The organism is Ancylobacter pratisalsi (assembly GCF_010669125.1).
In the GTDB taxonomy this organism is placed as follows: domain Bacteria; phylum Pseudomonadota; class Alphaproteobacteria; order Rhizobiales; family Xanthobacteraceae; genus Ancylobacter; species Ancylobacter pratisalsi.
Map to the genome: position 1 here is coordinate 525,836 of NZ_CP048630.1, position 18,960 is coordinate 544,795.

General features: G+C 62.3%; 17 protein-coding genes. 8 read left to right on the forward strand and 9 right to left on the reverse strand.

The genetic code is table 11. The features are described 5' to 3' along the window. Nucleotides 1-49 precede the first annotated feature (49 nt). Nucleotides 50-307: a hypothetical protein gene (locus G3A50_RS02610; RefSeq protein ID WP_163073804.1), complete on the forward strand. Its 258-nt coding sequence runs from the start codon at nt 50-52 to the stop codon at nt 305-307. A gap of 7 nt (nt 308-314) precedes the next feature. On the opposite strand, the gene mnhG is transcribed toward G3A50_RS02610, so the two are convergent. The 6 genes from mnhG to G3A50_RS02640 are packed head-to-tail and all read right to left on the reverse strand — an operon-like array spanning nt 315 to nt 6,324. Beyond that, a complete protein-coding gene (gene mnhG / locus G3A50_RS02615) occupies nt 315-680 on the reverse strand; it encodes a monovalent cation/H(+) antiporter subunit G (RefSeq protein ID WP_163073805.1) in 366 nt (121 codons plus the stop codon). Then, a complete protein-coding gene (locus G3A50_RS02620; protein WP_163073806.1) occupies nt 677-958 on the reverse strand; it encodes a K+/H+ antiporter subunit F in 282 nt (93 codons plus the stop codon). The genes mnhG and G3A50_RS02620 overlap by 4 nt, the downstream gene beginning before the upstream one ends. Further along, entirely contained in the window at nt 955-1,452 is a 498-nt protein-coding gene (locus tag G3A50_RS02625) for a Na+/H+ antiporter subunit E (RefSeq protein ID WP_163073807.1), read from the reverse strand. The genes G3A50_RS02620 and G3A50_RS02625 overlap by 4 nt, the downstream gene beginning before the upstream one ends. Continuing rightward, nucleotides 1,449-3,080: a monovalent cation/H+ antiporter subunit D gene (locus G3A50_RS02630; protein ID WP_163073808.1), complete on the reverse strand. Its 1,632-nt coding sequence runs from the start codon at nt 3,078-3,080 to the stop codon at nt 1,449-1,451. Before G3A50_RS02630 ends, G3A50_RS02625 begins: the two co-directional genes overlap by 4 nt. Beyond that, nucleotides 3,080-3,421, reverse strand: coding sequence for a Na+/H+ antiporter subunit C (locus tag G3A50_RS02635; RefSeq protein WP_163073809.1), 342 nt, complete (start codon nt 3,419-3,421; stop codon nt 3,080-3,082). Before G3A50_RS02635 ends, G3A50_RS02630 begins: the two co-directional genes overlap by 1 nt. Beyond that, nucleotides 3,412-6,324, reverse strand: a complete 2,913-nt coding sequence (locus G3A50_RS02640; RefSeq protein WP_163073810.1) for a monovalent cation/H+ antiporter subunit A — start codon at nt 6,322-6,324, stop codon at nt 3,412-3,414. Before G3A50_RS02640 ends, G3A50_RS02635 begins: the two co-directional genes overlap by 10 nt. Before the next feature lie 94 nt (nt 6,325-6,418). Between G3A50_RS02640 and G3A50_RS02645 the strand changes: the two genes are divergently transcribed. Next, the gene (locus G3A50_RS02645) at nt 6,419-6,646 is read left to right on the forward strand and encodes a helix-turn-helix domain-containing protein (RefSeq protein WP_163073811.1); all 228 of its coding nucleotides are present in this window, start codon (nt 6,419-6,421) and stop codon (nt 6,644-6,646) included. A 661-nt stretch (nt 6,647-7,307) separates the two neighbouring features. On the opposite strand, the gene G3A50_RS02650 is transcribed toward G3A50_RS02645, so the two are convergent. The 3 genes from G3A50_RS02650 to G3A50_RS02660 form a co-directional block, all read right to left on the reverse strand. Next, nucleotides 7,308-7,637, reverse strand: a complete 330-nt coding sequence (locus G3A50_RS02650; RefSeq protein ID WP_163073812.1) for a hypothetical protein — start codon at nt 7,635-7,637, stop codon at nt 7,308-7,310. 228 nt (nt 7,638-7,865) lie between these two features. Beyond that, the gene (locus G3A50_RS02655; protein WP_163073813.1) at nt 7,866-8,798 is read right to left on the reverse strand and encodes a response regulator transcription factor; all 933 of its coding nucleotides are present in this window, start codon (nt 8,796-8,798) and stop codon (nt 7,866-7,868) included. Beyond that, a complete protein-coding gene (locus G3A50_RS02660) occupies nt 8,788-12,180 on the reverse strand; it encodes a hybrid sensor histidine kinase/response regulator (protein WP_163073814.1) in 3,393 nt (1,130 codons plus the stop codon). Before G3A50_RS02660 ends, G3A50_RS02655 begins: the two co-directional genes overlap by 11 nt. A gap of 483 nt (nt 12,181-12,663) precedes the next feature. On the opposite strand from G3A50_RS02660, the gene urtA reads away from it, so the two are divergent. From urtA to fmdA, 6 genes are all read left to right on the forward strand, one after another. After that, nucleotides 12,664-13,947: an urea ABC transporter substrate-binding protein gene (gene urtA / locus G3A50_RS02665; RefSeq protein ID WP_163073815.1), complete on the forward strand. Its 1,284-nt coding sequence runs from the start codon at nt 12,664-12,666 to the stop codon at nt 13,945-13,947. A gap of 99 nt (nt 13,948-14,046) precedes the next feature. After that, entirely contained in the window at nt 14,047-14,973 is a 927-nt protein-coding gene (urtB, locus tag G3A50_RS02670) for an urea ABC transporter permease subunit UrtB (protein ID WP_163073816.1), read from the forward strand. Nucleotides 14,974-14,983: 10 nt separating this feature from the next. Then, nucleotides 14,984-16,138, forward strand: coding sequence for an urea ABC transporter permease subunit UrtC (gene urtC, locus G3A50_RS02675; protein WP_163073817.1), 1,155 nt, complete (start codon nt 14,984-14,986; stop codon nt 16,136-16,138). A 12-nt stretch (nt 16,139-16,150) separates the two neighbouring features. Further along, on the forward strand, nt 16,151-16,918 hold the full coding sequence (gene urtD / locus G3A50_RS02680) for an urea ABC transporter ATP-binding protein UrtD (RefSeq protein ID WP_163073818.1): 768 nt from the start codon (nt 16,151-16,153) through the stop codon (nt 16,916-16,918). 10 nt (nt 16,919-16,928) lie between these two features. Next, complete coding sequence (gene urtE / locus G3A50_RS02685) at nt 16,929-17,618, forward strand: urea ABC transporter ATP-binding subunit UrtE (RefSeq protein ID WP_163073819.1); 690 nt, start codon at nt 16,929-16,931, stop codon at nt 17,616-17,618. Between the two features lie 78 nt (nt 17,619-17,696). Then, nucleotides 17,697-18,932, forward strand: a complete 1,236-nt coding sequence (fmdA, locus tag G3A50_RS02690) for a formamidase (protein WP_163073820.1) — start codon at nt 17,697-17,699, stop codon at nt 18,930-18,932. The last annotated feature ends 28 nt before the right edge of the window (nt 18,933-18,960 follow it).

Genomic DNA, 18,960 nt, shown 5'->3' on the forward strand with positions numbered 1-18,960 from the left:
TCGCCGCGCCGGACCGTTGCCCCCTTGAGTTCATAAAGGGAGCCAAGCCATGGTCCGCGATCCGCGCCGACTCGATCAGAACCCCGTCGTCGTCGACCCCGCCAATGTCGACGCTGTGCTGGAGGATCGGGCGACCGACATTTCCTCCCCGCTAAAGCCGCCGCTGGAAGAAGTGCACAACGACAACGATCCCAAGGACGGCAAGCCCTCATCCCGCACCGGCGGGCGCTTCGCTCCGGACACCATCCAGACCGTCGACGGCTCGACCGACGGCACCCCGCAGGACTCCGACGATCCCAAGCGGTAACAAGGACTTAGCTTAACTCGGTCGGCTCCGGATCCGTGTCGGGGGCCGAGCCGGTGCGCTCGACGCGATCGCGATAGAGCGCGGCGCGGGCGAGCAGCATCAGTGTGACCGGCGTGGTGAGCGTGACGAAGGCCGCGATCAGCAGCTCGTGCACCAGAAACCGGGTCTGCAGCACACTGAAGGCGATCATGGACCCGATCAGGATGCACCCGGTGCCAAGCGTCGCGCCGAGCGAGGGGGCATGGGTGCGGGCATAGAAATCGGGCAGCCTCAGCAGCCCCACGGAACCGATCAGGGTGATCAGGGCGCCGGACAGCACGAGGAAGGACACCAGCAGCGCCGCCCACAGCGGCAAGTCGGGCGCGCCGCTCATTCGATCACCTCGCCACGCATGATGAACTTCGCCAGCGCCACCGTGGCGACGAAGCCAAGCAGGCCGATGATCAGCGCCGCCTCGAAATACAGGGTCCGCCCACTGCCAATGCCGATGGTGACGAAAAGCAGCATGGCGTTGATGTAGAACGTATCAACACCGAGGACGCGATCCTGCGCGCGAGGCCCCCGCGTAAAACGGATAGCGGCGCAGACCATGGCCAGCCCGAGCAAGATCTGCGCGATGGTGAGCGACCAGGCGAGGATCATCGCATTCATTCGAAGATCTCCAGCAACAGTATCTCGTAACGCAGTTTGATCAGTCGCACCCAGTCACTTTCGTTCACGAGATCAAGGACATGCAGCAGAAGCGTGCGCTTGACCGGGTCATAGTGCACCCACAGCGTGCCCGGCGTGCAGGTCATCACGATCGCCAGCACCGCGAGCCCGTAGCGATTGGTGAGGTCGAGGCGCAGCGTCATGAAACCGGCATGCGTCCGCCGGTGGCTGGCACCCAGAATGATGGTTCCGACCGCCCGATTGGAGCGGAACACATCCACGAAAACCCGGCCGGCAAGACGGAGTGCCGCGCTGATCCTGCGAATGCGCGTCGGCTCGGGGCGCATCGCCACCATCGCCCAGCACCCGCCGAGCGCGACAATGGTTCCAAGGATGAACTGGCCCGGCGACAGGCTTTGCTGGAGCAACATCCACATCGCGAGCAGCGCCAGGAACAGCAGCGGATAGGGAATGATCCGGCGCAGCGCGTTCATGGCTGGCCTCCCGTCGCGGGCACCACCGGAGTGGCCGCGCCCAGCACGTCCTGGGCATAAATCTGCGGCCAGTAGAGCAACTGCGCGGTCGCTTCCATGTAGCGCATGGCAGGACCACCCAGCACCGTCATCGACACGCAGATCAGCAGAAGCGCCGCGACCGGCATCGCCTCGATCGCCCTCACCCGCGGAATCGCGATCTCATCAGGCCCCCAGAGCGTGCGCATGCCGGTACGGGTCATGGCGATCAGCGTCGCAAGACCGGACAGGATCAGCAGAATGACCAGGGCCCAATGCGAGGGAGGAATGTCTCCCGCCTCATTGATCAGCGCCGACAGCATCGCGAACTTGGCGATGAAACCCGAGAGCGGCGGCATGCCGGCGAGCAGCGCGGTGCAGGCGAGGAAGGCACCGCCCAGCACGGCGATGGCAGCGGGAATGGCGACGCCGACCTCTTCCTCCTCCTCCTCGATGTCCTCTTCCGGATCCCCGAACACTTCCATCGTGACCGCAAGCACATCCGCGCCCGCCTGACGTCCGCGCTCGATCAACTCGACGAGCAGGAAATAGGCGCCGATGGTGAAGGTCGAGGTCACCAGGTAGAACAGCGCACCGGAAATCACCGCACTGTTGGTGGTTCCTATGGCGGCGAGCAACGTTCCGGAGGACACCAGAACGCTGTAGCCGCCCAGGCGCTGCATGGACTGCGAGGCCAGCACCCCGATGCCGCCAAAGGCAATGGTTGCCATGCCGCCATAGTAGAGCCACTCGGCACCGAAATCCGCGGAAGCCCCCGCCCCGTCCCCGAAGCACAGCAGGAACAGCCGCAGAATCACATAGATGCCCACCTTGGTCATGATCGCGAACATTGCGGCGATCGGCGCGCAGGAGGCGGCATAGGTTGTCGGCAGCCAGAAGCTCAGTGGCCACATGCCGGCCTTGACGAGAAAGGCCACCCCCAGCACCGCAGCCCCGGCCTCGAAGAAAACGCGCGTGTCGTCCGGCAGCGTGGGCACCAGCCGGCCCAGATCCGCCATGTTGAGCGTTCCGGTGACGCCGTAGATCAGGCTCACGCCGATAAGGAACAGCGAGGACGCGACGAGATTGATGGGAATGTAGTGCAGGCCGGCCTTCACCCGCGCGGTGCCCGAGCCATGGAGCACAAGCCCATAGGAGGCGGCGAGCAGGATCTCGAAGAAAACGAACAGGTTGAACAGGTCGCCGGTGAGAAACGCACCGTTCAGCCCTGTCAGCAGCAGCAGGAAGAGAGTGTAGAAACGCGGCCCCGCCTTGTGCCAGCGCGCCATAGCGAAAAGAAGCGTCGCGCATCCCAGCACGGCGGTGACGAGCACCATGAGCGCCGACAGCCGGTCCGCCACCAGCACGATGCCGAAGGGCGGCGGCCAGTTGCCCAGCGGATAGACGATAAGCGAGGACCAGCGGTCGCCCGACGGCGTATCGACGTGGACCACCAGCGCAATCGCCATGACCAGCACGGCCAGCACGGTGGCGAGGCTGAGCGCGATCTTGGTCAGTCTCCGGCGCTCGTCGAGCAGCAGCATGAAGGCGCCCACCGCGAGCGGCAGCAGGATGGGCGCGATGACGAGATGGCGGATCGCATCGCCCATCACTCCACCTCCCGCCCGTCCACATGGTCGGTTCCGGTGCGTCCGCGCGCGGCGAGCAGCACCACCAGAAACAGAGCTGTCATGGCGAAACCGATGACGATGGCCGTGAGCACCAGCGCCTGCGGCACGGGATCGGCCAGCTTGGCGGGATCCGCGACAATTCCCGGTGTCAGCACCGGCGGCGCGTCCATCTTCACCCGCCCCATGCTGAAGATGAAGATGTTGACCGCGTAGGAGATCAGCGACAGGCCGATGATCACCTGATAGGTGCGCGGACGCAGCAGAAGCCACACGCCGGAGGCGGCGAACACACCGATGCCGATGGCGAGCATCACTTCCATCGCTCGGCCTCCGAAGTCTGGGCCGAGCGCGACCCACGCAGCGACTGGTGGGCCAGCGCGATGAGGATGAGCACGGTCGCCCCCACGACCAGCGCAAATACGCCGAGATCGAAAAGCAAGGCACTCGCGACCGGCATCTTTCCGATCACCGGAAGTTCGACGTACTGGAAGTGCGAGGTGAGGAACGGGTACCCGAACCACCAGGAACCAAGGCCCGTCGCCACCGAGGTCAGCAGGCCGAGCCCCATCCAGCGCAGCGGCAGCACGCGCAGATGATCCTCCACCCACCGCGTCCCATTCGCCATGTACTGCACCACAAAGGCGATGGAGAGGGTGATGCCGGCCGCGAAGCCGCCACCCGGCAGGTCGTGTCCGCGCATGAAGAGATAGACCGCCAGGACACCGATCACGGGGAACAGCCAGTTCATGATGAGGCGCGGGATCATCAGATAGTCGGTCAGCGTGTCGCCCGGCGCGCGCGAGGGCTCGGCATCGTCGAAGGCGTCCTGAATGCGCTGCTGCTCCGGGATCTCAATGCTCTCCGGCGCCGGCCGGAACCGACGCAGGAGCGCAAAGACGGTAAGCGCGGCGAGGCACAGCACCACGATTTCGCCCATCGTGTCGAACCCGCGGAAGTCGACCAGGATGACGTTGACGATATTGCTGCCACCCCCCTCGCTATAGGCATTCTCGACGAAGAATCGCGAGACGTTGGAGGAGAGCGGGCGCGTCATCACGCTGTAGGAAAGGAAGGCCATTACCGCGCCAACGCCGCAAGCAATGGCGAGATCGGCATAGCGGCGTACCAGCGTGCTCAGGGGCGGCCGGCTCGGGTAGACTTCCTCGATGCGCTTGGGCAGCCAGCGCAGACCGAGCAGCAGAAGCACGGTGGTGACGATCTCCACCAGAAGCTGGGTCACGGCGAGGTCTGGCGCCGAGAGCCAGACGAACGTCACGCAGGTTACCAGCCCGGCGCCGCCCAGCAGCACGAGCGCGGCGAAACGGTGATACTTCGCCTGGTAGGCCGCACCGATCGCGCAGGCGATGCCGATCACCCACACCACCATGAACGCGGGCTCTATGGGCGCGCCAGGCAGCGTGCCGGCTTCCACCAAATTGCCGAAGAAGGGCGTGGCCGCCGCCACGATCGCCAGCGCGAGCACGAGCCGCATCTGCGGCTGCAGCCGCCGCGTGCCCAACACCGCCTCGGCGGCCCGCGCCCATTGCCAGGAAATGGTGACCAGCACCTTCTCGAAGATGCGCTGCCCCTTCAGCTCGCGGATCACCGGCGGTCCTTCGATCCCGCTACGCAGATAGGGACGCAAGGCGAAATAGAGAGCAATTCCGCCCAGCAGCGCGATGAAGCTCATCAGCAGGGGAAGCGTGAACCCATGCCACAGGGCGAGGCTGAAGGCCGGCATGCCGGTGCCGATGACCGAGCGGATCACCGTCGCCAGGAAGGGACCGACCGTCAGCCCCGGCACGATGCCGATCATCAGGCACAGCAGCACGAGGAACTCGATCGGGAACCGCATCCAGTGCGCCGGCTCGTGCGGACGACGCGGAAGATCGATCGGCGGGGGGCCGAAGAACACGCCGAGAATGAAGCGCATCGAATAGGTCACGCTGAAAACGCCGGCGAGCGTTGCCCAGTAAGGCAGGCTGTCATCCAGCAGCGAGCCGGTATGATTGGCCACGGCCTCAGCGAAGAACATCTCCTTGGAAATGAACCCATTGAGCAGCGGCACACCCGCCATCGACGCCGCCGCGACCATGGCCAGCGTGCCCGTAATCGGCATGTAGCGGTAGAGCCCGCTCAGCCGCCTCATGTCGCGCGTGCCGGTCTCATGGTCGATGATGCCGGCGGCCATGAACAGCGACGCCTTGAAGATCGCGTGGTTGAGCGTATGGAAGATCGCCGCCACCGCCGCCAGTTGGCTGCCAAGACCAAGAAGCAGCGTGATCAAGCCTAGATGGCTAATGGTCGAGTAAGCCAGCAAGCCTTTGAGATCCTGCTGGAAAATAGCAGCAAACGCGCCGAGCAGGAGCGTCGTGAGCCCCACCGGCACGACGATGTAGAACCAGCTATCGGTGCCCGCCATCACCGGCCAAAGCCGGATCATGAGGAAGATGCCCGCCTTCACCATGGTTGCGGAGTGCAGATAGGCCGACACCGGGGTGGGCGCCGCCATCGCATGCGGCAGCCAAAAATGGAACGGGAACTGCGCACTCTTGGTGAAGGCACCGAGCAGGATGAGCACCAGCGCGGGCACATAAAGATCACTGCCCCGGATCAGGGCACCGGAATTGAGCACCTCGTCCACGTCGTAGCTGCCGACGATCCGACCGAGCAGCATGACGCCGACGAACAGGCACAAGCCGCCGCTCGCCGTGATGATCAGCGCCATGCGCGCGCCATCGCGGGCGGGCGCGGAGTGGTGCCAATAGCCGATCAGCAGAAAGGAAAAGAGACTGGTCAGCTCCCAGAAGAAGACCAACTGCACCAGGTTCCCCGAGATCACGACGCCGATCATCGAGCCCTGGAACGCCAGCAGAAACGAGAAGAAGCGCGGCACCGGGTCGTCGGGCGACATGTAATAGCGGGCATAGAGCGCAACCAGCGCCCCAATGCCCGAAATCAGGATCGCGAAAAGCCACGAGAGCCCATCCAGCCGAAGGGTGAAGTCGAGCCCCAGCATGGGAAGCCAATCCAGCGTGAACCGAATTGGCACCTCGTCCGCGACGCTGATGTACAGCCAGGCCAGAATTGCACTGCCTGCCAAGCCGATGCTTCCGGCCAGAGTCGCGGCGGTATTGCGCGCATTGGTCGGAAGAAACCCCGCCACAACGCTTCCCGCAAACGGCAGGAGCAGCGCAACGAGGAGAAACGAGCCGATCGGCATTGGTGAGGCAGTCCTCCCGCGCTGAGATCGTCAGAGTCTTGTGTAATATCGCCCATTATGGTTGATTTACGGGTCTGAAGGCAAGGCATGAGCGATGGAATTGTCGCCTGAGCAATGCCGTGCCGCACGCGGCCTCCTGGATTGGACGCAGGAGCGACTGGCCGTGCGCGCCGGCGTTTCACGCAGCACCGTTCGCGACTTCGAGCGGCATAGACACGTGCTGCATCGAGGCACGGAAACTCTCCTTGTGCGCACCTTGCAGGATGCCGGGGTGATGCTTCTGCCGCCCGACGACCACGGCCCCGGGGTGAGGATTCGCTAGGCTCGCCTACCTTGAATGAAGCCCCTCGAACGAAGCGCACCGCCCACAGCGTCGTGTCTTCGTGTCGCTCGCTGGCATCACTTAGAAACGTGGGACTCTGAGCGCCGGCAAGGTCTTCGCGACTCCTCCCGCGCCTGGAAAAACTTGCGCATGACGAGGAGTGCTGTCCGGTCTGACGGTCGTGCCGCGCAACCACGTCCCGAGCATTGAGCTTGGCCGCTCAATCCGCGCGTCTTATTCATCGGGAGAGTAGGCTGCGGCCCTGAGGAGGCGCCGTCTTGCGACATGCCGTTTCGCGGCATCCGCCGGAGACCCCTATCGCCCGGGAGATCCGGTGATCTGCCAGAACGCGCTGGGGAGTATGCGAGGTTGTCGGACAATGGATGCGGGAGACCTTATGGGTAGGGGGCACCGCGGTTCGGACCCCTCCAGGCCCGCACCCGAGCCCATGCTCCCATGGGCTTCAGGTTCTGGCCGATGAGACCGCCGCCGACATCTGTCCCAACATGGAACGCCTCGCACCTAGACCGGGGGAGCGGCCTATTGAGCGAACGAGCGTCACAGAACCAGAATCGATCGCGCCGGAGCAGGGCTCGAACGGCGTGCTCTCAACTTCACCTTCGGCGACGCACGGGATCACGCGTCGGAACGGGCGCCTCACCTACTGGCAGAGCAGGATGTCTTGCTCACGTGTCAGCTGGTAGTTCGACGAGAGCTTGACCACGTAGCGCACGTCACCACTGCTGTTCAGGCAATAATCGTATATGCGACCGTCGCCCCAGCTGATGCGCACCGCGCGAGGATTGAAGCAGAGGTTCTGCAGCTCAATCCGCTGGCCGTCGGATGCGGAGCTGATCTCGACGATGCAGGTACGCTCGACCGCCTTCTGCAGCGCTTCACCTGCGGCCCTCTGCTGGGCCACCGCCGTGCCGCCCATGGCACCAAACGCCATGAGAGCGGAACATGCCAACACCGTTAATTCACGCCTCATATTGCCCTCCCCGGCAATTTTTAACCATAGGCGGAATATATACCCGGCTACCCACCTTGCAATGAATCTGTTTCTTATTTGATCTGAAATTAAGGAAAATTTCAAACTAGTGACACATCCGCGCCACTTTGACGCAGAGTCAGCCGCCTTCAAAAGCTTCGCAACAAGCTGAACACGTCCCCGTCGGGCCCAACGGGCACGTTCCACCCAACAGCCTGGCAGAAGGGATTATTTCGGCGTGAGCGCCGTCACTGCCAGTGCCGTTGCGGCAGCCCGGTTCTCGACGCCGATCTTGGAGTAGATCTGCTCCAGGTGCTTGTTAACCGTACGCGGCGAAAGACCCAGTATCTCGCCGATATCCCGGTTCGCCTTGCCCCTAGCCAACCACATAAGCACCTCCGCCTCGCGGATGGTGAGGTTCAGTCGGGCTTTCAGCACCTGCTCGGGGGCCAGCCCATCGTCCTCCACAATCCGCAGCAGCAGCTCTTCAGGACCTATCTGGCCGACATAGGAGATGCGATGCCGCAGCGGCGAGCCTTCCATCGGCAGTTCAAGAGCGTTCGGCTCAATTCCGCTAGTCTCGCTGCGACGGTTGCTGAGCCAGCGGCGCACGGTGTCGGGGAGCATGAGGCTATCGCCGGCCGGGGATGCCGTGATCGCGGTGAGCAGCGCCGTCGCCTGCGGCGTGCTCCACAAGACGCGGCCGTCAGGTGTGGCGGACAGAAGGAAACGGCCCGCGGCATCCAGTGCGGCGCGGGCGCTGTGAGTCTGACGGGCGTTGGCGAGATGAACGCGGATGCGTGCGATCAGTTCGTCGGGCGAGATTGGCTTGGTGACATAATCCACACCTCCCGCCTCCAGCCCCTTCACGATCTGCTCCGTTTCCGACAGGCCGGTCATGAAGATCACGGGCACATGAGCGACCGATTTGTTGCGCTTCAGTCGGCGACAGGTCTCGAATCCGTCCATTCCCGGCATGACGGCATCGAGCAGGATTACGTCGGGCGTAATCCGCTCGACGAGCGCGAGCGCGTTGGCTCCCTCTACCGCGACGAGGACCGTCGCGCCGGCAGCTTCCAGCGCATCGGTGAGAAGGCTCAGTGTTTCGGGTGAATCGTCGACCACGAGGATGATGTCGCGGCGCTCCACGCTATGCATCATTGCTGCGCAACGCCTCCAGAACGGTCATGTATTGCTTCAGATCGAACGTCTCCATCAGGTCTCGCATATGCGAGACGAAAGCCTCGTTGTCCGGCGAGGCGTTCTCGATCTCCTTGAGCTTGGCCTGAATGCCGCGCACATAGCCAATTTCACCAAGCTTGAGCAGATCATCGATATGAATTCCAGACGGCGGCTGCAGCGCGCCTGACACGCGTGTCTGTGTGGCGAGATCCGCGACCTCGCCCTCCCCGATCCACTCAAGGTCGAGCAGCTTCTCCATCTTCTCCAGCAGGCCCCGCAGCTGAACCGGTTTGACGATATGGTCGTCCAGCTGGTTGGCCTCGAGGCCGTTGCCGTGGATCTCCCCGACATTGGCCGAGATGATGACGATACGCATGCGCGCGAACCCTTCATCGCGCACCTGCCGAACCACCTCCCAGCCATTGAGGCCGGGCATTGAAAGATCGAGCAGCAACAGATCCGGATCCCACTGCCGTACCATTTCGAGCGCGGCGACACCGTCGGCGGCCGACAGCACCGTGAAGCCGAGAGGCACCAGGAGTTCGTGCATCAGATCGCGATGCGTCGCATCGTCGTCCGCCACCAGCACCGTACGTCGCGGTCCGGTGTAGCCCGCGACACGGCGATGCTGGATAGGCCCCGGGCGCGTGGGATTGGAGACCTCCGAGAGCATCAACTTGACGCGGAACGTGCTGCCGAACCCGGGTTTCGAGGTGAGCGATATTTCTCCCCCCATGATCTCGGTCAGCAGCTTGGTGATGGTGAGGCCAAGCCCGATGCCGCTCGTCGAATAAGTCCCGGCACGCTCGCCGCGCTCGAAAGGCTCGAAGATGCGCTCGTGGTCAGCAACCGGGATGCCGATTCCGGTGTCCTCGACTTCGAACTCGGCGACCTGGTTTCGATAGCCGATGCGCAGCGCCACCCGTCCATTCGCGGTGAACTTGATCGCATTCGAAAGCAGGTTGATGAGAATCTGCCTCAGCCTTTTCTCGTCCGTATAGACGATCGCCGGCAGACGCTCGGGACGAACATAGACGAAGTCGATTCCCTTGGCCGTCGCCTGCAGACGGAACATGTCGACAAGCTGGTCGAGGAACTCGGCGATCCGCACCTCGTCCCGGTTCAGATGCAGGCGGCCGGCCTCGATCTTCGAGATGTCCAGCAAGCCGTCGATCAGACCGGAGAGATGCTCAGCCGACCGTCGCACCACGCGAATAGCGTCCCGGCGATGGTCGGGAATGGAGGTGTCGCGCTCGAGCAGTTGCGCATAGCCGAGAATGGCGTTGAGCGGTGTCCGCAACTCGTGGCTGATTCCGACAACGTAGCGGCTCTTGGCGAGATTGGCCGCTTCGGCGACTTCCTTGGCCTGCTGAAGCTTGGCGTCGGTGCGCTTATGCGCCGCAATCTCGCGCATCAGCAGCGCCGTCTGCCGGTTGCTCTCTTCCTGTGCAACGCGCCGGCTTTCCTGCGCCAGCACGAACAGCCACGCGGCGACACCGGCGATGATCAGCAGGATGAAGTACAGCGTGAACAGCGTCGACCCGATAGCCTCCCGCTGCGCCGCCGGAGCAAAAGTCGCCTGAAAATAGATCACCCCGAGAATGGCACCGATCACCAGTCCCAGCAGCGATAGCACGCCAATGTAATGGCCGATGCGGGAGTTGATCTGCGCCACCATCCAGGTGGGTAGCGTCGCCCTCAGCGCGCCGAGGATCTGATCCGGGAACCGCGCATCCTCCTTGCATCGATCATGACAGCGCGCATCGAGCGAGCAACACAGCGAGCAGATCGGTCCCGCATAAACGGGGCAATGCGCCATGTCCTCCGGCTCGAACTTGTGCTCGCAGATGCAGCACTTGATCGTCAGCCGCTGATCCCAGTTCTTGGTCGTGCGGCGCGCGATGTAGTAGCGCCCCTTCGTCGCGAAGGCGATGCCGGCGGCGGTAACGAAGGACACCACCAGCGCCACGAAGGGCGCGAACACCTTGATCGTCGTCCCGAACAGGCCGGTGAAGGCGATGCCGGCGATCAGCGTTCCGGCAATCACCGCGCCAACGCCGACAGGATTGATATCGTAGAGGTGTGCCCGCTTGAACTCGATGCCGGGCGGACTCCATCCCATCGGCTTGTTCACCACGAGGTCCGCAACCAACGCCGCGACCCATGCCACGGCAACAATGGCGTAGAGCCCCAGGATCTGTTCGAGGACCTTGTAGATACCCAGCGCCATCAACATCAGCGCGATGGTGACGTTGAAGACCAGCCAGACGACGCGTCCCGGATGGCTGTGCGTCAATCGCGAGAAGAAATTCGACCAGGCGATCGAGCCCGCATAGGAGTTCGTCACATTGATCTTGAGCTGGGCCAGGATCACGAAGACGCCGGTGAAAACGAGCGCCATCTCGGGATTCAGCACGGTCTTGAAAGCCGCCAGATACATCTGGGTCGGCTCAGCGGCGTGAATGAGAGGCACACCCTGCGTCAGGACGAAGTAGGCCAGGAAGGACCCGGCAAGCATCTTGATGGCGCCGGGGACGATCCAGCCCGGCCCCGCCGAAAGCAGCGACAGCCACCAGATAGTGTTGCGCTTGAACGCCGTGCCGCCGGGCGCCCGCCGCGGAAGGAAGCGCAGGAAGTCCACCTGCTCGCCAATCTGCGCAACAAGGGCGAACACCACTGTTGAGGCGGCGCCGAACATGACCAGATCGAACGATCCGTCGGGTGCACCGAACCGCCCGGTATATTCGGTCCACCCCGTGATGGAGTGGCGATGATAAATGAAGATGAAGACGAAGGGGATCAGATTGAGCAGCAGCCAGAAAGGCTGAGTCCAGAGCTGAAAGCGGCTGATGAAGGTGATGCCGTGGGTCACCAGCGGTATGACGACAAGCGCGCTGATGAAATACCCCACCATCATGGGCACGCCGAAACACATCTCCAGTGCCAGCGCCATGATCGCCGCCTCGATAGCGAAGAACAGGTAGGTGAAGGAGGCGTAGATCAGCGACGTGACGGTGGACCCGATATAGCCGAAGCCGGCACCGCGGGTGAGCAGATCGATGTCGACCCCGAACTTCGCGGCGTAGTAGCTGATTGGAAGACCCGACGCGAAGATGATGATGCTCACGACGAGAATCGCGGCAACCGCATTCGGAAAGCCATAAGCCAGCGTGATCGAGCCACCGATCGCCTCAAGCGCGAGAAAAGACACCGCTCCCAGCGCGGTGTTGGCGACGCGCATCGGAGACCAGCGCCGGGCGCTCTTTGCCGTGAAGCGCAGCGCATAATCCTCGAGCGTCTCATTGACGACCCACTGATTATACTGGCGTCGAACACGAACGATCTTCTGTTCCGCCGCCATAGGGTTCCGCCTCGCCGTCTCGACGCTCGACATCCGCTTGCGTTTATCCTCCCAGGCACTTTTCTCGTTGCTGCACTGCGTCGAATGGTCTGGTCATTCGGACCACCCTTCCACAAGCATAAACCGTTCCAACAAAGTCGTAAGACCCAAGGACGCTCCGGACCCCTTCGAAATTAAGACTAATTGCCGCATATACATGACGATGCGGCACGCCACCTCGCTAAACACACATAATTTCTATGTATTTTCTATATCCAGCTGGTCGCTTCACGTACGATATACGCGCACGCGCGCGCGAACACACATACAGGCGCAGGACGCACCTGTATCTCGATGATTTAATTCACTGTGAGCCGAGCGACTGAAATCCCCTATACGTCAATCGACGTATTGCTGCGTCGCGGCATCGCCCCCCACGATCTACACAATGCAAGCACACCGAGAAGCTTGTTGAGGCCACGTCAAACCCGTGGAGGGGATCGTATGTCTTCTAACAATGATAAATCCAATACGTTTTCGAGCACACGCCGAAAGCTACTGATGGGCATGGCTACGTTGCCGGCCGTGCCTCTTCTTGCCCAAGCTGGCCTCTTCTCTACTCCCGCGCACGCCCAGACGCCGGCAACGGCGGATGTAAACACCACGGGACTTGCGGTGACCGACGACGAAGTCACCGTCGGCATCCTGCACTCCATCACGGGCACCATGGCCATCTCCGAAACCGGCTCGGTGCAGGCCGAAAAGCTCGCCATCGAGCAGATCAACGCCATGGGCGGCGTGCTCGGGCGCAAGATCAAGTATGTCCAGGAGGACGGCGCATCTGACTGGCCGACCTTCGCGGAGAAGGCGAAGAAGCTGCTGGTGCAGGACAAGGTCGCGGCCATCATGGGCTGCTGGACCTCCGCGTCCCGCAAGGCCGTGCTTCCGGTCGTCGAGCAGTACAACGGCATGCTCTATTATCCGACCTTCTATGAAGGCCTGGAGCAGTCCAAGAACGTGATCTACACCGGTCAGGAAGCGACCCAGCAGATCCTCGCGGGCCTCGATTGGGTGCAGCGCGAGAAGAACGGCAAGACGTTCTATCTCATCGGCTCGGACTACATCTGGCCCCGCACCTCGATGAAGATCGCGCGTAAGCACATCGAAGGGCACCTCAAGGACTCGTCCGTCGTCGGCGAGGAGTATTTCCCGCTCGGCCACACCCAGTTCAACTCGGTAATCAACAAGATCAAGCTGAAGAAGCCCGACGTGATCTACGCTGCCGTCGTCGGCGGCTCGAACGTCGCGTTCTACAAGCAGCTCAAGGCGGCCGGCATCGACCTCTCGAAGCAGACGCTTCTCACCATCTCGGTGACCGAGGACGAGATCGACGGCATCGGCGGTGAGAACTTCGCTGGCGCCTACAGCTGCATGAAATACTTCCAGTCTCTCGACAACCCGAACAACAAGGACTTCGTCGCCGCCTTCAAGAAGATGTGGGGCGAGAAGACCGTTATCGGTGACGTCACCCAGGCCGCCTATCTCGGCCCCTGGCTTTGGAAAATGACGGTCGAGAAGGCCGGCAGCTTCGATGTGGACAAGATCGCCGCGGCTTCGCCGGGCATCGAGTTCACCAAGGCTCCCGAAGGATACGTCAAGATCCACAAGAACCATCACCTCTGGTCGAAGACCCGCGTCGGCAAGGCCCTGGTCGACGGTCAGTTCGAGGTGGTGTTCGAAACGCCCGACCTCATCGAGCCCGATCCGTTCCCCAAGGGCTACCAGTGAGCTCAGAAGCTCCCACCCGGAGAGGGCTAACCCGCCCTCTCCGGGGCCTTTGCCTTTGAACGGAGACCGCGCCGCAGGGCGCACGCCGGGGGATTCGTGATGTTTTCAGACTATTCGCTTGCCGAACTCAGCTCGATTTTTGTGATGCAGGGCTTTGCAGGCCTGATCCTGTTCTCCGTGTTCCTGCTGATGGCGCTCGGACTGGCGATCATTTTCGGCCAGATGGGCGTCATCAACATGGCGCACGGCGAATTCATGATCCTTGGCGCTTATGTCACGTATTTCACGTCGCAGTTCTTTCTCAATTTCATACCTGACCTGTTCAGCGTCTACTTCTTCGTCGCCATGATATTGGCCTTCATCGCATCTGGCGCGCTAGGAATGCTCGTTGAATGGTTGATGATACGCCGCCTCTACAAACGACCACTCGACACGCTGCTCGCCACCTGGGGCCTTAGCCTCATTCTTCAGCAGTTCTACCGTTCGGTGTTCGGCCCGCGCGAAGTGGGCGTGGAGCTGCCGAGCTGGATGATGGGTTCGCTTCCGCTCACCGACGTTGTCGAAGTGCAGATCAACGGACTGTTCGTGATGGCGCTGACCATCGTGATCACGATTGCCGTGGCGTTGCTGATGTACAAGTCGAACTGGGGCAAGCAGGTTCGCGCCGTGGTGCAGAACCGCATGATGGCCAGCGCCGTCGGCATCAATACCGAGAAGGTCGACCGTTACACCTTTGGGCTCGGCTGCGGCATCGCCGGCATCGCCGGTTCCGCCTTCACGATGATCGGCTCGACCGGCCCGACTTCCGGCCAGCTCTACATCGTGGACACGTTCCTGGTCGTCGTCTTCGGCGGCGCGCAGAGCCTGCTCGGCACCATCGCCTCCGCCTTCACGATTTCGCAGGCCCAGTCGACCATGGAGTTCTTCCTCTCCGGTTCGACGGCCAAGGTCCTCACGCTTCTCAGCGTGGTCATCATCCTGATGCTGCGGCCCCAAGGCCTCTTCGTCATCAAGGTCCGTCGTTGAGGAGGCGAACATGACAAAGTCCGGCCGCACTTTCTTCCTGCGCCCGCAGGATATGATCGGGATCGCGATCCTCGCTATCCTCCTCATCGTCGTCCTGCCGCTCACACTGGACAATTTCCGCCTCCAGTTCATCGGCAAGTATCTCACCTATGCCTTCGTCGCGCTCGGCCTTGTGCTGTGCTGGGGCTATGCCGGCATTCTCTCCCTTGGACAGGGCGTGTTCTTCGGCCTGGGCGGCTATTGCATGGCGATGTTCCTCAAGCTGGAAGCCTCCAGCGTGGAGAACACCAAGATCCAGACCACGCCGGGCATTCCAGACTTCATGGACTGGAACCAGATCACCTCCCTGCCCTGGTTCTGGGAGCCGTTCCGGCATCTGAGCTTCACCATGCTCGCCGTGATCCTGGTCCCCGCCATCTTCGCCTTCGTGGTCGGGTTCGCCATGTTCAAGCGGCGCGTGGGCGGCGTGTACTTCGCCATCATCACCCAAGCGCTCGCGGCGATCCTCACCATCCTGATCGTCGGCCAGCAGGGCTATACCGGCGGCATCAACGGCATCACCGATCTGCGGACGCTGAATGGCTGGGATATCCGCACCGACAGCGCCAAGACCATCCTCTACTTCATCTGCGTCGGCCTGCTGCTCGCCTGCATCCTGCTCGCCTATTTCGTGAAGTCGTCGAAGCTCGGCCGCATCCTCGTCGCCATGCGCGACAAGGAAGATCGCGTTCGCTTTTCCGGCTACGACGTCGCGAACTTCAAGGTGTTCGTCTTCTGCCTGGCGGCCTCGTTGTCGGCCATCGGCGGCGCCATGTTCACCCTGCAAGTAGGTTTCATGTCGCCGTCCTTCGTGGGCATCGTGCCCTCGATCGAGATGGTGATTTACACCGCGGTCGGCGGGCGCCTGTCGATCCTCGGCGCCATCTACGGCACGCTGCTCGTCAATTGGGCCAAGACTTCGTTCTCGGAAACCTTCCCAGAACTCTGGCTATTCGGTCTGGGCGGACTGTTCATCGCCGTCGTGCTCGCCTTCCCGAATGGCATCGCGGGTCTCTACCAGACCTATGTCGCCCCGCGCCTCGGCCCGTTGTTTGGCGGTGCCACCAAGCGCCGCGACGCGACGCCGCCAGCGCCGTCCAGCTCTGCCCCCGCCGCCGCCGAGTAAGGAGCAGGTTCCATGAACACGACTGTCATCACCGACACGATGAACCGAGACTTCGTCCTTGCCGTGGAGGGCCTCACGGTCTCCTTCGACGGGTTCAAGGCGGTCAACGATCTCTCCTTCTATGTCGACGAGAACGAGATCCGCGTCATCATCGGCCCCAACGGGGCCGGCAAGACGACGGTGTTGGACCTCATTTGCGGGCGCACAAGGGCGACCAATGGTTCGATCCGGTTCAAGGACCAGGAACTGACCAAGATGAAGGAGCATGAGATCGTGCGCGCGGGGGTTGGGCGGAAGTTCCAGAACCCTTCGATCTATGAAGACCTTACCGTCTTCGAGAACCTGGAGATCTCCTACCCTAAGGGGCGTTCGGTAGTCGGCGCCCTCACCTTTCGCCGAGACAACGCAGTCAAGGAGCGGGTGCAGGAAATCGCCGAAACGATCTTCCTCGCCGATCAGCTCGACCAGCGGGCCGAGTATCTCTCCCATGGCCAGAAACAGTGGCTGGAGATCGGCATGCTGCTGATCCAGGACCCCGAGCTTCTGATGCTCGACGAGCCCGTCGCCGGCATGAGCGTGTCCGAGCGCAAGAAGACGGCCGAATTGCTCAATACCATCATCAAGAACCGCTCGGTGATCGTTATCGAGCACGACATGAAGTTCGTCGAGGACATCGCCCATAAGGTCACGGTCCTGCACCAAGGCAAGATCCTGTCGGAAGGCTCCATGGCCAAGGTTCAGTCGGACCCCAAGGTCATCGAAGTCTATCTCGGCCATTGAGGGGCGGAACATGCTGAACGTCGAGAACCTCCACGTTTCCTACGGCGAGAGCGAGGCGCTCCACGGGCTCGACTTCAAGGTCGCGCCCAACGAGATCATCGCCATCATGGGCCGCAACGGCATGGGCAAGACCACGCTCATGAAGTCGCTCATGGGCATCGTGCCCACCAAGAGCGGCAAGGTGACGGTCGGCGATACCGACATCACCAACCTCAAGAGCTATGAGCGCGTCGCCAATGGCGTCGCCTATGTGCCGCAGGGCCGCATGATCTTCTCCACCATGACGGTGCAGGAGAATATCGAGACCGGCCTCATCCCGCGCGGCGAGAGCAAGGTGCCACCGGACATCTACGAGCTGTTTCCCGTCCTGCTGGAAATGAAGGGACGGCGCGGCGGCAACCTTTCCGGCGGCCAGCAGCAGCAGCTTGCCATCGCCCGCGCGCTTGCGACCGCGCCGAAGGTGCTGCTGCTCGACGAGCCGACCGAAGGCATCCAGCCGTCCATCATCCGTGAAATGGCGCGCACGCTGAAGCGCATCCGCGATGAGCGCGGCCTGTCCATTGTGGTTTCCGAGCAGGTGCTCTCCTTCGCCCTCGAAATCGCCGATCGCGTGCTCGTCATCGAGAATGGCGAGTTCGTCCATGAGAATTTGCGTTCCGAGGTCGACGAGGCAGCGGTCGCCAAGTTCCTGTCCGTCTGACACCCCGGCGACCGCCCTGCCAATCGGCGGACGCCGGTTTTTGAATCCGCATGAAGCCCAAGGGGAACGGAGTGTGCCATGCCTGAAACACTGATCTCGGTCGATCTGTCCAAGCCGGCCACGGAGAACGAATATCTGCACAATCGCTGGCACCCGGACATTCCGATCGCCACCTGGGTCGAGCCCGGTGCGGACTTCATCGTCGAAACGGTCGACTGGACCGGCGGTGCGATCGCCAATAACGACTCCGCCGACGATATCCGTGACGTCGATCTGTCCACGGTCCATTATCTTTCCGGGCCCATCGGCGTGAAGGGCGCGGCGCCGGGCGACCTGCTTGTCGTCGACATTCTCGACGCCGGCACGCTCAAGGGCCACGAGTGGGGCTTCAACGGCTTTTTCTCGAAGAAGAATGGCGGCGGCTTCCTGACCGACCACTTCCCCCTCGCCCAGAAGTCGATCTGGCACTATGAGGGCATGTTCACCCGGTCGCGCCACGTACCTGGCGTGGGTTTCGCGGGCCTGATCCATCCCGGCCTGATCGGCACCCTGCCCTCGCAGAAGTTGCTCGATACGTGGAACTCGCGCGAGCAGGCACTGATCGACACCAACCCGACCCGGGTGCCGCCGCTGGCCAATCCGCCCGCGCCGAAGACCGCGCATCTGGGCAAGCTGTCCAAGGGCGATGCCTGGGACAAGGTGGCCTCGGAAGGCGCGCGCACCGTTCCGCCGCGTGAACACGGCGGCAATTGCGACATCAAGGACCTGTCGCGCGGCTCGAAGATCTACTTCCCGGTCTATGTCGACGGTGCCGGCCTCTCGATGGGCGACATGCACTTTTCGCAAGGCGACGGCGAGATCACCTTCTGCGGCGCCATCGAGATGTTCGGCGCGTGGCTGCACATCAAGGTGGACCTGATCAAGAACGGCATGGCGATGTACGGGATCAAGAACCCGATCTTCAAGCCGTCGCCGATCACGCCGAACTACAAGGACTATCTGATCTTCGAGGGCATCTCGGTCGACGAGAGCGGCACGCAGCACTATCTCGACGCCAATGTCGCCTATCGTCAGGCCTGCCTTAACGCCATCGAATACATGAAGAAATTCGGCTATTCGGGAGCACAGGCGCACTCCATCCTCGGTGTCGCGCCCGTGCAGGGGCATCTCTCGGGTGTTGTCGACATCCCGAACTCCTGCGCCACGCTGTGGCTACCCACCGAGATCTTCGATTTCGATATCAAGCCTTCGGCTGCCGGTCCGACCAAGTTCATTGACGGGTCGATCGACATGCCGATCTCGCCGGACCTGTGACCCCCGCTTAGGTCCGGCCATGGGGCGA

Coding starts and splice junctions, on each gene's coding strand:
- G3A50_RS02610 (WP_163073804.1), top strand. CDS start 50: ATGGTCCGCGATCCGCGCCGACTCGATCAGAACCCCGTCGTCGTCGAC.
- mnhG (WP_163073805.1), bottom strand. CDS start 680: ATGAGCGGCGCGCCCGACTTGCCGCTGTGGGCGGCGCTGCTGGTGTCC.
- G3A50_RS02620 (WP_163073806.1), bottom strand. CDS start 958: ATGAATGCGATGATCCTCGCCTGGTCGCTCACCATCGCGCAGATCTTG.
- G3A50_RS02625 (WP_163073807.1), bottom strand. CDS start 1,452: ATGAACGCGCTGCGCCGGATCATTCCCTATCCGCTGCTGTTCCTGGCG.
- G3A50_RS02630 (WP_163073808.1), bottom strand. CDS start 3,080: ATGGGCGATGCGATCCGCCATCTCGTCATCGCGCCCATCCTGCTGCCG.
- G3A50_RS02635 (WP_163073809.1), bottom strand. CDS start 3,421: ATGGAAGTGATGCTCGCCATCGGCATCGGTGTGTTCGCCGCCTCCGGC.
- G3A50_RS02640 (WP_163073810.1), bottom strand. CDS start 6,324: ATGCCGATCGGCTCGTTTCTCCTCGTTGCGCTGCTCCTGCCGTTTGCG.
- G3A50_RS02645 (WP_163073811.1), top strand. CDS start 6,419: ATGGAATTGTCGCCTGAGCAATGCCGTGCCGCACGCGGCCTCCTGGAT.
- G3A50_RS02650 (WP_163073812.1), bottom strand. CDS start 7,637: ATGAGGCGTGAATTAACGGTGTTGGCATGTTCCGCTCTCATGGCGTTT.
- G3A50_RS02655 (WP_163073813.1), bottom strand. CDS start 8,798: ATGATGCATAGCGTGGAGCGCCGCGACATCATCCTCGTGGTCGACGAT.
- G3A50_RS02660 (WP_163073814.1), bottom strand. CDS start 12,180: ATGGCGGCGGAACAGAAGATCGTTCGTGTTCGACGCCAGTATAATCAG.
- urtA (WP_163073815.1), top strand. CDS start 12,664: ATGTCTTCTAACAATGATAAATCCAATACGTTTTCGAGCACACGCCGA.
- urtB (WP_163073816.1), top strand. CDS start 14,047: ATGTTTTCAGACTATTCGCTTGCCGAACTCAGCTCGATTTTTGTGATG.
- urtC (WP_163073817.1), top strand. CDS start 14,984: ATGACAAAGTCCGGCCGCACTTTCTTCCTGCGCCCGCAGGATATGATC.
- urtD (WP_163073818.1), top strand. CDS start 16,151: ATGAACACGACTGTCATCACCGACACGATGAACCGAGACTTCGTCCTT.
- urtE (WP_163073819.1), top strand. CDS start 16,929: ATGCTGAACGTCGAGAACCTCCACGTTTCCTACGGCGAGAGCGAGGCG.
- fmdA (WP_163073820.1), top strand. CDS start 17,697: ATGCCTGAAACACTGATCTCGGTCGATCTGTCCAAGCCGGCCACGGAG.